This is a genomic window from Pseudomonas sp. MF7453, assembly GCF_016405455.1.
In the GTDB taxonomy this organism is placed as follows: Bacteria; Pseudomonadota; Gammaproteobacteria; order Pseudomonadales; family Pseudomonadaceae; genus Aquipseudomonas; species Aquipseudomonas paralactis.
Map to the genome: position 1 here is coordinate 1 of NZ_JAEKCN010000023.1, position 12,515 is coordinate 12,515.

Sequence of the window (12,515 nt, forward strand, 5' to 3'; positions counted from 1 at the left end):
AACGATGCATCGCCGATGGTAGTGTGGGGTTTCCCCATGTGAGAGTAGGTCATCGTCAAGATTAAATTCCGAAACCCCTGTTTGCTAACGCAAACAGGGGTTTTGTTTTGGGCGGTCGAAAAGCGTCCACCTTGTCCCCGCACGCCTGTCAGGCTGTGCCCGCCCCGTGCGCCACAGTGCTAAAGTCCACCCCTCGATTTTGCTTTTCCCAAGGAAGCCGTTATGCCGGACGCGACGTCCCTCAGCCCTGGATTCATGGTGGTTCACGGCAACCGCCTGGACGAACTGCGCAGCCTGGTGGTCAGCTGGATGCGCCGTTATCCACTGGCGCCTTTGGAAAATGAGATCGCCCTGGTACAGAGCAACGGCATCGCCCAATGGCTCAAGCTGGCCTTGGCTGAAGATCCGCAAGAAGATGATATGGGCGGCTGTGGCATTGCCGCAGCCATCGACGTACAACTGCCTGGCAGCTTTATGTGGCAGCTCTACCGCATGGTCCTGGGCCGCGAGGAAATTCCACCCAAGTCCCTGCTCGATAAAGCCCCGCTGACCTGGCGCCTTATGCGTTTGTTGCCCGAGCTCATCGACCAGCCGCATTTCGAGCCCCTACAGCGCTTCCTGACTCAAGACACCGACCTGCGCAAACGCTACCAACTTGCCGAGCGCCTGGCTGACTTGTTCGACCAGTACCAGGTCTACCGAGCCGATTGGCTGGAAGACTGGGCCGCAGGCCGGCATCAACTGCGCAATGGTCGAAGCGAATCCAAGCCCCTCAATCCCGCCAACTGCTGGCAAGCTGAGCTATGGCGTGCGCTGCTGCTGGATGTCGGAGAGGAGGGCATGGCTGAAAGCCGCGCCGGCGTTCACCAGCGCTTCATCGAACGCATCAACACCCTTGAGCAAGCGCCTCCCGGCTTGCCTTCGCGAGTGATTGTCTTCGGCATTTCATCGCTGCCGGCCCAAGCACTGGAAGCCCTGGCGGGCCTGGCCCGTTTCAGCCAGGTCCTGCTCTGTGTACATAACCCTTGCCGCCATCATTGGTCCGACATCGTCGCCGACAAGGATTTACTGCGTAACGAATATAAGCGCCAGGCGCGCAAAGCTGGTATGCCGGTCACTATCGACCCCCAGACGTTGCACCAGCACGCCCACCCGCTGCTCGCAGCCTGGGGCAAGCAGGGCCGTGATTACATCAGTCTGTTGGACAGCTACGATGATCCCAACAGCTACCGCGCCGCATTTCGTGATGGGCGCATCGACCTGTTCAGCGACAGCGAACCCACCACCCTGCTCAATCAACTCCAGGACGATATCCTCGAACTGCGCCCGCTGAATGAAACCCGTGAATTCTGGCCCGCAGTCGACCTGGAGCACGATACGTCCATCCGTTTCCACATTGCCCACAGCGCCCAGCGCGAAGTGGAAATCCTCCATGACCAATTGCTCCAACGCTTCAGCGCCGATCCAGCGTTGCGCCCTCGGGACATCATCGTCATGGTCCCCGATGTCGACAGCTACGCACCGCACATCCGTGCGGTCTTCGGTCAGCTTGAGCGAAATGACCCACGCTTCATTCCATTTACTCTGACAGACCAAGGCCAACGCGGCCGCGATCCCCTACTGATCGCCGTCGAACATCTGCTTAAGCTTCCCGACAGTCGTTTCCCCGTCAGTGAGATCCTCGACCTGCTTGACGTTCCCGCTTTGCGCGAGCGTTTTGCCATCAAAGAGCGCGACCTGCCCACCCTACATCGCTGGATCGAAGGCGCCGGTATCCGCTGGGGGCTGAACGCCGAGCAACGCGCCGGCTTGGGCTTACCCGAAGAGCTGGAACAAAACAGCTGGCGATTCGGTCTGCGCCGCATGTTGTTGGGCTATGCCGTGGGCACGGGGACGGCCTGTGAAGGTATCGAGCCCTACGACGAAATCGGCGGCCTCGATGCGGCGTTGATCGGCCCGCTGGTCGCCCTGCTCGACGCCTTAAGTGATGCCCATCAAGCGTTATCACAGTCTGCCTCACCCCAGGTGTGGGGCGAGCGACTGCAGCGCTTGATGCAGCTGTTCTTCCTGCCCAGCAGCGAACACGACGACTACCTCTTGGGCCAGCTTGAGCACCTGAGAGAGACCTGGCTGGAAACCTGCGAGTCTGTCGGCTTGCAGGACGAGTTACCCCTTACCGTCGTCCGTGAGGCATGGCTGGCCGGATTGGATCAAGGGCGTCTATCCCAACGCTTCCTCGCCGGAGCTGTCAATTTTTGTACCCTGATGCCCATGCGCGCGATCCCGTTCAAGCTGGTTTGCCTGCTCGGCATGAACGACGGTGACTACCCACGCGCACAGCCACCGCTGGACTTCGACCTGATGGGCAGCGACTACCGCCCCGGTGACCGTTCGCGCCGTGAAGACGACCGTTACTTACTACTCGAAGCGCTGCTCTCGGCACGCGACCAGCTCTATATCAGCTGGGTAGGCCGCAGCATCCGCGACAACAGCGATCGTCCGGCCTCGGTACTGATCGGCCAATTGCGCGACCACCTCGCCAGCGGCTGGCAGCACGCCAGCAGCGATAAGCCGCTGATTGACGCAATGACCCAGGAACACCCGCTCCAACCGTTCAGTGCGCGCTACTTTCACGAGGGCGATCCGCTGTTCAGCTACGCCCGCGAATGGCAATTGCTGCATGAAGCCCAGGAGGCCATACCCCCAGCGACTCTACTGGTGCCACACCAACAGGAAGAGCCCCTGAGTCTCGGCCAGTTGCAGGACTTCCTGCGTAACCCGGTCAAACATTTCTTCAGCCAGCGTCTGAAAGTATTCTTCGAAGCCGCAGAGGTGCCGCTGGCGGATGAAGAACCCTTCGTCCTCGACGCGCTGCAACGCTATAGCCTCAGCGACAGCCTGCTAACTGCTGCACTGACCCACCCCGATCACCTCGATCAGGCCCTCAATGCCCAAGCCCAGCGTTTGCAAGGCAGCGGGCTCTTGCCGATGGTCGGTTTCGGTGAGTGCCTGCGTAACGAGTTGATCGAGCCGTTGCCAGATCTGGTGCAGCGCTATCAACAGCTCCTGGCGCTGTGGCCGACCCCACATATCGGCGCTGAACCGGTCAGTTTTGAGTATCAGGGCATTCAGTTGGAAGGCTGGATCAGCGGCTTGCACCGACGCAGCGACGGCGGCTTGTTAAGCGTTACCACCATCCCCAACAGCATTGGCTCGATCAAAACACGCAAGTGGCATCGCCTGATTCGTCCGTGGGTCAACCATGTGGTGGCCTGCGCCTGCGGCCTGCCCTTGAGTACCGGCCTGGTAGCAAGTGACGACACCTTACTGCTCGCGCCGCTGGATAAACCTGTTGCCCAGGAAACCCTCGGTAACCTGCTGCTGGCCTGGCATACCGGCATGAGCGCTCCGTTACCCGTGGCAGTAAAAACCGCTTTCGCCTGGCTCGGCCAAACCGATCCTGCCAAGGCCCAGGCTGCAGCGAGCAAAGCCTATGAAGGCGACGGTATAACCACCGACGGCGAACGCCGCGAATCCCCCGCACTGACACGGCAATTCCCGGACTACGCCGCCTTGGTCGCCAGTGAAGAGTTCGAAGGCTGGTGCGAAACCCTGTATCGCCCGCTCATCAACGCACCCTGGCGATCACTTTCCAGCACGGAGGCCAGCGCATGATCGGCAAACCCCTGGCCCTGGCGTTCCCGCTTAAAGGCAGTCAGTTGATTGAAGCCAGTGCCGGCACTGGCAAGACCTTCACCATCTCCGCGTTATACCTGCGCCTGGTGCTCGGCCATGGCGGTGATGAATCCGGCTTCGGCCGTGAACTGCTGCCGCCACAGATTCTCGTCGTCACCTTCACCGACGCGGCCACCAAGGAACTGCGTGAGCGCATCCGCATCCGCCTGGCCGAAGCCGCACGCTTCTTTCGCGACGAAATCGAGCAGCCCGATGGGTTGATCGCCGATCTGCGTGCTCAGTACGCACCGCAGCAATGGCCCGCCTGCGCCAACCGCCTGGACATCGCCGCCCAATGGATGGATGAAGCCGCCGTCTCGACGATCCACAGTTGGTGCCAGCGTATGCTGCGCGAACATGCCTTCGACAGCGGCAGCCTCTTCACCCAGACCCTGGAAACTGACCATAGCGACCTCTTGGGCGAAGTGTTGCGCGACTACTGGCGATTGTTCTGCTACCCCATGCACGACGATGCGCTCACCTGGGTGCGCAACAACTGGGGCGGCCCCGCGGCGCTGATGCCACGGGTGCGTGCGCTGTTTGGCAGCGAGCGGCCCACCGATGAAAGCCGAGAACCGGCCGAACTGATCAACGCTTGCCTGCAAGAGCGTCGCGCCGCGCTGACGACCCTCAAGGCACCGTGGCAACAATGGGCCGCCGAGCTGCGGGATATCTGCCTGCAAGCCGTCGCCGCCAAAGCCGTCGATGGGCGCAAGATGCAAGCGCGCTACTTCGAACCCTGGTTCGAAAAAATCAGCGCCTGGGCCGCCGACGACACGTTGGAACAATTGGATATCGGCACCGGCTTTACCCGCCTCACGCCCGACGGCATGGCCGAAGCCTGGAAAGTCGAGCCGCCGCAGCACCCCGGTATCGAGGCCATGGCCGGTCTCAAAGCCAGCCTCGATGCCTTGCCAACGCCCGACGCGGCGGTGCTGCAACACGCTGCCGGTTGGGTCGGCAAACGCTTCGAAGAAGAGAAGCGCCGCCGCGCCGAAATGGGCTTCGACGACATGCTGATCCGCCTCAACGCCGCCCTTCAGGCCGACGGTGGCGAGCGTCTGGCCAGTGTGATCCGTGAGCAGTTCCCGGTGGCGCTGATTGATGAGTTTCAAGACACCGACCCGGTGCAATACAGCATCTTCGACAGCATCTACCGCATCGATGAAAACCACGTGGATAGTGGCCTGTTCCTGATCGGCGATCCCAAACAAGCGATCTACGCCTTTCGCGGCGCCGATATCTATACCTACTTGCGCGCTCGGCAGTCCACCACCGGCCGTCATCACACCCTGGGCACCAACTTCCGCTCCAGCCATGCGATGGTCGAGGTGGTGAACCACGTGTTCCAGCGTGCGGAAACCGGTCGTGGTGCGTTCCTGTTCCGTGAGCCCAATGGGGATAACCCGGTGCCGTTTCACCCGGTGCTGTCCCAGGGCCGCAGCGAACACCTGCACGTCGACGGCCAACCAATGCCGGCCATGAACCTGTGGCACCTGCCGACCGACCAGCCGATTTCCACTGCGGTTTACCGTCAGCACCTTGCCGCAGCCTGCGCCACGCAGATCGTTGCGTTACTCAATGGTGGGCAACAAGGCACAGCCGGTTTTGTAAAAGAGGGCAACCTCAAGGGTGTATTGCCGTCAGACATCGCCATCCTAGTGCGCGACGGCAAGGAAGCCCAGGCCGTGCGCGCCGAGTTGGCCAACCGTGGCGTGCGCAGTGTGTACCTGTCGGATAAAGACTCGGTGTTCGCCGCCCAGGAAGCTCACGACCTGCTGGCCTGGCTCAAGGCCTGCGCCGAGCCGGATGTCGAACGCCCGCTGCGCGCCGCGCTGGCCTGCGTCACCCTGAACCTGTCCCTGACGGAACTGGAGCGTCTGAACCAGGACGAATTGGCGTGGGAATCGCGCGTGATGCAGTTCCGTGGCTACCGCGCAATCTGGCGCACCCAGGGCGTGTTGCCGATGCTGCGTCGCCTGCTCCACGACTTCAAGCTGCCGCAAACCCTTATCGCCCGCAGTGACGGTGAGCGGGTGCTGACCAACCTGTTGCACCTTAGTGAGTTGCTGCAACAAGCCGCGTCGGAACTCGATGGTGAACAGGCATTGATCCGCCACCTGGCCGAACACTTGGCGCTGTCGGGCCAGGCCGGTGAAGAACAGATCCTGCGTCTGGAAAGCGATGAGCAATTGGTCAAGGTGGTGACCATTCACAAATCCAAGGGCCTGGAATACGACCTGGTGTTCCTGCCCTTCATCTGTTCGGCCAAACCGGTGGATGGCAGTCGCTTGCCGCTGCATTACCACGATGAACACGGCAAGTCCCAAGTGAGCCTGCGGCCGACGGCCGAACTGATTGCCCTGGCCGATGACGAGCGCCTGGCCGAAGACCTGCGTTTGTTCTACGTGGCCTTGACCCGCGCCAAACACGCCTGCTGGCTGGGCATTGCCGACCTAAAGCGCGGCAATAACAGCAGCTCGGTCTTGCATCTGTCGGCATTCGGCTATTTGCTGGGAGGCGGCACGTCGTTGGGCGAGTCCACCGGGCTGGCGCGCTGGTTGTTGGATTTACAGGAAGGCTGCCCGGCTATCCGTTATGGCCTTGTGCCGGATATCCAGGACATCCTGTTCCACCCACCGCGCAATGAAGCGACGTTGCTGGCGCCGCTGCTGCCCAAACGCAAGGCTGCGGAAAACTGGTGGATTGCCTCCTACAGCGCCTTGCGCATTGGCGACAGCATGAGCGCCGCCAGCCTCGAAGCACCGGAAAGCCCCCAGGCCCAGAAACTGTTCGATGACGAACGCCTCGACCCCGATGCGCCACGGGAAGTGGTAGCGTCCGGCGGCGATATTCATCGTTTCCCACGCGGCCCTAATCCGGGCACCTTCCTCCACGGCTTGCTGGAGTGGGCCGGTGAAGAGGGGTTCAACGTGACACCCGAGGCCATCGAAAAAGCCGTGGGCGCACGCTGTAACCGCCGCAACTGGGAAGGCTGGATCGTCACCCTCAGCGGTTGGTTGGGTCATCTGTTGCAAACGCCGTTGCCGCTGTACAACGACCACGTGACCTTAAGCGGCCTTCAGCAGTACCAGATCGAAATGGAGTTCTGGTTCGCCAGTCACAAAGTCGATGTGCTGGCCCTCGACAAACTGGTGTGCCAGCACACCCACGGCGGTGTTTCCCGTGTGGCCGCTGAGCCGGTGCTGCTCAACGGCATGTTCAAGGGTTTTATCGACCTGACGTTCGAACACGATGGCCGCTACTACGTGGCGGACTACAAATCCAACTGGCTCGGCCCCGACGATTCGGCCTACACCCAGCAAGCCATGGAGCACTCGATTCTTGAGCATCGGTACGACCTGCAATACGTACTCTACCTGCTGGCCCTGCACCGCCAGCTCAAGGCGCGCCTGCCGGATTATGACTACGACCAGCACGTCGGCGGCGCTCTGTACCTGTTTCTGCGTGGCACCCAGTCGGTGAGCCAGGGGGCGTATTTTACCCGGCCGCCCCGCGAACTGATCGAAAGTCTGGATCTGCTGTTCCAGGGCAAGCCTATCCCGCCCAAGGTCGAGCCCGTCTGGGAACAAGGAGTGTTGCTATGAGCCTGTCGCCGTTACCGCTGGAGGAGCTGGCACCGCTGAGTCGCGCCATCGACCTGGTGCAGTTGCTTGAGCGTTGGGTCGAGCGTGGCTGGTTGCGGGCCTTGGACAAAGCCTTCGTCGGCTTCCTGCATGAGCTTGACGCCCAGGCCGATCCCTTGGTTTTGTTGGCGGCCGCCTTGACCAGCCATCAACTGGGCCATGGTCACGTCTGCCTTGACCTGTTCGAAACCCTCAAGGCGCCTGACTTCGCCCTGTCATTGCCGCCCGAAGGCGACCTGCACACGGGCGCCATGCTGCTGCCGTCGCAATTGCTGCACGGCCTGGACGGTGCCCATTGGTGCCATGCCCTGGCGAGCAGCCCATTGGTAGCGCTGGCGGTCGATGGCAGCGACGCGGCCCAGAGTCGTCCGTTGGTGTTGTCTGGCAAGCGCCTGTACCTGCGCCGCTACTGGACCTACGAGCGCCGTATCGACCGCGCCCTGCGCCTGCGCCTTGCGAACGTGGAGCCCGCAGCTGCCGATTTGCCACAACGCCTCAACCGCCTGTTCGACCAACCGGCGCCCGACGGTGTAATTGACTGGCAAAAACTTGCCTGTGCCCTGGCAACCCGCGGCGCCTTCAGTATCGTCACCGGCGGCCCCGGCACCGGCAAGACCACCACCGTGGTGCGCCTGCTCGCGCTGCTGCAGGCACCCGCTGTGGAGTCCGGCAGCCCGCTGCGCATTCGCCTGGCTGCGCCGACCGGTAAAGCGGCTGCGCGCCTGACCGAATCCATCAGCCAGCAAGTGCTGTCGCTGACCGTGCCCGACAGCGTGCGGGAAAAAATCCCGACCCAGGTCACCACGGTTCACCGCCTGTTGGGCAGCCGTCCGGGCACCCGCCACTTCCGGCATCACCTGGGTAATCCATTGCCGCTGGACGTGCTGGTCGTGGATGAAGCCTCGATGATTGACCTGGAAATGATGGCCAACCTGCTCGATGCCTTGCCGCCCCATGCGCGTCTGGTATTGCTGGGCGACAAGGACCAGTTGGCGTCGGTGGAGGCCGGTGCGGTGCTCGGCGATTTGTGCCGTGACGCTGAAGCTGGCTGGTACAACCCGCAGACTCGGCAATGGCTGCAAGCGGTCAGCGGCGAAGACCTCAGTGCCAGCGGCCTGCACGAAGACCTCGACGCCAGTCATCCCCTGGCCCAGCAGGTGGTGATGCTGCGCTATTCGCGTCGTTTCGGCGAAGGCAGCGGCATCGGCCAGTTAGCGCGCTGGGTCAACCAGCAAAATGCCGAAGAGGCACGTCAACTGCTGGCCGCGCGCCGTCATGACGATCTGTTTTGCCTAAGCCTCAAGGGCGAGCATGACCACGCCCTTGAGCGCTTGGTGCTGGACGGGCAGGGCGACGGCGCCCAGGGTTATCGCTACTACCTGAACCTGCTGCAATCGGCACGCCCACCTCTGGATACGCCGCGCGATGACCCGGCCTGGACCCATTGGGCGCAACAGTTGTTGCAAGCTTTTGATGCGTTCCAATTGCTCTGTGCCGTGCGCAAAGGGCCCTGGGGGGTTGAAGGGCTGAACCAGCGCATCACCGCGGCCCTGCGCAAAGTCCGCCTGATCGAAGGCGACGAGCAGTGGTACGAGGGCCGTCCGGTCTTGATGACCCGTAACGACTATGGCTTGGGCCTGATGAACGGGGACATCGGCATCGCGCTGAAACTGCCCGAAAGCGATGGCGGCCCCCACGTGCTGCGCGTGGCCTTCCCACGTAACGATGGCCAGGGGGGCGTACGTTTCGTGCTGCCCAGCCGCTTGAATGATGTAGAAACCGTGTATGCGATGACCGTGCACAAATCCCAGGGCTCGGAGTTCACCCATACGGCGCTGATCCTGCCGGATGCTTTGAACCCGGTGCTGACCAAAGAATTGATCTATACCGGTATTACCCGCGCCAAGCGCTGGTTCAGCTTGATCGAGCCCCGGGGTGGTGTGTTTGAAGAGGCGGTACGGCGCAAGGTCAAGCGTTTGAGCGGGTTGATGCTGGAGTTGGACGCCGCACCGGAAAAAACTGACTGATAGGTCATGAAATATTTCTGATTCAGATGTCTGATTTTTCTGAAAAAATAGTAGGCCCCGTGCCAGCCGTGCTGCGCGGGGGTTCCCGCCGCTGTGCTATCGTTGCGGCATCACCCTGGAAAATACCTGAGAGAAGTGCTGCATGAACGTGGCTGTCTCGCCCACAGAGCGCAGTTTGAGCTGGAGACGCATGTTGCGGGTGGCGGTTCTGTGCCTGCTCGCGCCGCAGGTATGGGCGCAGACGCCCAGCCTCGCCGAGCAGCGAGCCCAGGCGGTCACCCAGGTCGTGCTGGGTATTCTCAGCTACGCGCGGTGGCCGGTGGAGCCTGCGCAATTGCGGCTGTGCATTGTCGGGCCGACTCAGTACACCGATGACCTGGTCAAAGGCACTACCCAGGCCACCGGTCGTCCGGTGCGGGTGCGGCGCCTGCTGGTCGATCATCCGGATATCGTCAATGCCTGCGACGCCATCTACATCGGCAAAATCACGCCTGAGGAACGCAGCCGCCTGTTTACTTCATTGATTGGCCACCCTGTGCTCAGCATCAGCGAAGGGGGCGACCAATGCACGGTGGGCAGCCTGTTCTGCCTGCGTGTCAGCGATGAGCAGGTGTCGTTCGAGGTTAACCTGGATTCCGTCGCCCGCAGCGGCGTGCGTATCCATCCCAGTGTGTTGCAGTTGTCTCGCCGTCGAGCGCCTGGCTCATGAGCCGCGATAAAGTGCGGCCGACCCTGCGTTCGGTGATTGCTCGCGGGCATATGATCCTGGCGCTGGTGGCGGTGGCCCTGGCCAGCGTGTCCCTGACCCTGCTCGGCGTGCTTGCCCTGCGGGTTTACGCCGAGCACAACCTGCACCTGATCGCCCGCTCCATCAACTACACCGTGGAAGCGGCCGTGGTGTTCAACGACAGCGCCGCGGCCACCGAAGCGCTGAGCCTGATTGCCTCCACCGAAGAAGTGGCCCAGGCAGAAGTATTTGATATCAACGGCAAGCTGCTGGCGCGCTGGGTTCGCCCGGAAACCGGCATGTTGTCACGGGTCGAGCTGCAAATAGCGCACGCCCTGCTCGAACAGCCCATCAGCCAGCCGATTCTGCGCCAGGGGCAAACTGTGGGCAGCATCCATCTGGTCGGCCACGGTGGCAGCCTGTTGCGCTTTTTGCTCAGCGGCCTGGTCGGGATTTTGATCTGCACAGCGCTCAGCGCCTGGGTGGCATTGCACCTGTCGCGGCGTCTATTGAATGGTATCACCGTGCCATTGCAACGCCTGGCTGCCGTCGCCCACGCCGCCCGTAGCGAGCGAGACTTCGACCGCCGCGTACCCTCGGCGCAGATCGCCGAACTCGACAGCCTGGGCAGCGACTTCAACGCCCTGCTCGGTGAGATGGAGGCATGGCAAAGCCATCTGCAGAGTGAAAACGAAACCCTGGCCCACCAGGCCAGCCACGACAGCCTCACCGGCCTGCCCAACCGCGCGTTCTTCGAAGGCCGCCTGATCCGCGCCTTGCGCAGCGCCGCCAAGGTCAACGAGCGGGTGGCGGTGTTGTTCCTCGACAGCGACCGTTTCAAAGACATCAACGACAGCTTCGGTCACGCTGCCGGCGACGCCGTGCTGGTGGCCGTTGCCGACCGCGTGCGTGCGCAACTGCGCGAGGATGATCTGGTGGCGCGGTTGGGCGGGGATGAATTTGCGGTATTGCTGGCGCCGCTGCACAAGGCCGAAGACGCCCATCGCATCGCCGACAAAATCATTGCCAGCATGGACATGCCGATCCCCCTGCCAGGCGATACCCAAGTGTTGACCTCCCTCAGCATCGGTATTGCCATTTATCCCGATCATGGCGCCACTCCCGGCACCTTGCTCAACGCCGCCGATGCGGCAATGTACCAGGCCAAACGCCTGTCTTCAGGCGGCCAGCAAACGGCGGAGTCGGAGCATCCCGTCGTCAACGTTCAACACAGGAGTTGATTCCCTTGTTCGCTAACACACGCGTTTTATTTATTTCCTTACTCGTTGCCTTCCTGGCCCTCAGCGGCTGCCAGACGCCACCACCCAAGGGCCTCACCCCGGCGCAAGTCGCCGTGCTCAAGCAGCAAGGCTTCGAGCTGACCGACGAGGGCTGGGCCTTCGGCCTGTCCGGTAAAGTCTTGTTTGGCAGCGACGTCGAAACCCTCAATAAACCCAGTACCGACATCGTCGAACGCATCGGCCAGGCCCTGGTAGGCGCGGGTATCGAGCGTGTGCGTGTCGACGGCCACACCGACGCTTCCGGCAAAGAGCCCTACAACGTGGCCCTGTCCCTGCGCCGCGCCAAAAGCGTGGGCAAGGTGCTGACCCGCGTGGGCATGAAAGAAGAAAACATCCAACTGCGCGGCCTGGGCAGCAGCGAGCCGGTGGCGTCGAATACGACCACAGCAGGCCGCACCGAGAATCGCCGGGTATCAATTGTAGTGATCGCAGACTAAGCGGGTTCTCCTTCCCCCAGCTGAAACCCATTCAAATGTGGGAGGGGGCTTGCCCCCGATAGCAGTGTGTCAGCTGATACATCTGGTGACTGACACGCCTATATCGGGGGCAAGCCCCCTCCCACAGTTGTTTTGCGGTGTGCTCGCGAGAGTGTTCGCTCAACGGCTTGGCGTCATCGCCTGCGTCAAGTCATCCACCACGGCCTTGCCCATCTCACACAGATAATGCGCGGCCCACGCGTACTGCTCGCCACGCACATCCATGGCGGCTTCCATCGCGAGTTTCTTGGAGTAGTAGAGCAGGGTAGACGCGTGCTCCAGCGCCTCGCTGAGTGGCATGCCGGAATTGACGCGAAACAGCGGTTTTTCGTTTTCGCCGTAGTCGCCGAAGGTGACGATGCCAAGAGTTGTGAGGGAAGTAAGCGGTGGATCGGGAATGACTTTACTCATGGTGATTGCTCTCTGTTGAATTAGAGCCGCCACATCACATCGCTAAACATGAAGAGGGTGGCAGCTGTGTGCAGGTTAGCGATCCGGGCCAGAGCGCATCCCGGGTAGACTCGAAAGTCTCCCGCACACAGCCGCCATAAAACGATAAAAGCTGACGGACGCCAGCTGATACTGTTGGGGCAGTGTCACGC

General features: G+C 61.9%; 7 protein-coding genes. 6 read left to right on the top strand and 1 reads right to left on the bottom strand.

Annotation, left to right across the window (positions count from 1 at the left end):
• Positions 1-222 precede the first annotated feature (222 nt).
• The 6 genes from recC (at position 223) to JFT63_RS26225 (ending at position 11,874) form a co-directional block, all read left to right on the top strand.
• A complete protein-coding gene (gene recC, locus JFT63_RS26200; RefSeq protein WP_198845067.1) occupies positions 223-3,675 on the top strand; it encodes an exodeoxyribonuclease V subunit gamma in 3,453 nt (1,150 codons plus the stop codon).
• Positions 3,672-7,343, top strand: coding sequence for an exodeoxyribonuclease V subunit beta (gene recB / locus JFT63_RS26205; RefSeq protein WP_198845068.1), 3,672 nt, complete (start codon positions 3,672-3,674; stop codon positions 7,341-7,343). The genes recC and recB overlap by 4 nt, the downstream gene beginning before the upstream one ends.
• Positions 7,340-9,409: an exodeoxyribonuclease V subunit alpha gene (gene recD / locus JFT63_RS26210; RefSeq protein WP_198845069.1), complete on the top strand. Its 2,070-nt coding sequence runs from the start codon at positions 7,340-7,342 to the stop codon at positions 9,407-9,409. The genes recB and recD overlap by 4 nt, the downstream gene beginning before the upstream one ends.
• Before the next feature lie 142 nt (positions 9,410-9,551).
• A complete protein-coding gene (locus JFT63_RS26215) occupies positions 9,552-10,118 on the top strand; it encodes a YfiR family protein (protein WP_057703999.1) in 567 nt (188 codons plus the stop codon).
• On the top strand, positions 10,115-11,377 hold the full coding sequence (locus JFT63_RS26220) for a diguanylate cyclase domain-containing protein (RefSeq protein ID WP_198845070.1): 1,263 nt from the start codon (positions 10,115-10,117) through the stop codon (positions 11,375-11,377). The genes JFT63_RS26215 and JFT63_RS26220 overlap by 4 nt, the downstream gene beginning before the upstream one ends.
• A 5-nt stretch (positions 11,378-11,382) precedes the next feature.
• Positions 11,383-11,874, top strand: a complete 492-nt coding sequence (locus tag JFT63_RS26225) for an OmpA family protein (protein WP_186559833.1) — start codon at positions 11,383-11,385, stop codon at positions 11,872-11,874.
• Between the two features lie 159 nt (positions 11,875-12,033).
• On the opposite strand, the gene JFT63_RS26230 is transcribed toward JFT63_RS26225, so the two are convergent.
• A complete protein-coding gene (locus JFT63_RS26230; RefSeq protein WP_198845071.1) occupies positions 12,034-12,324 on the bottom strand; it encodes a DUF3077 domain-containing protein in 291 nt (96 codons plus the stop codon).
• Positions 12,325-12,515 lie beyond the last annotated feature (191 nt).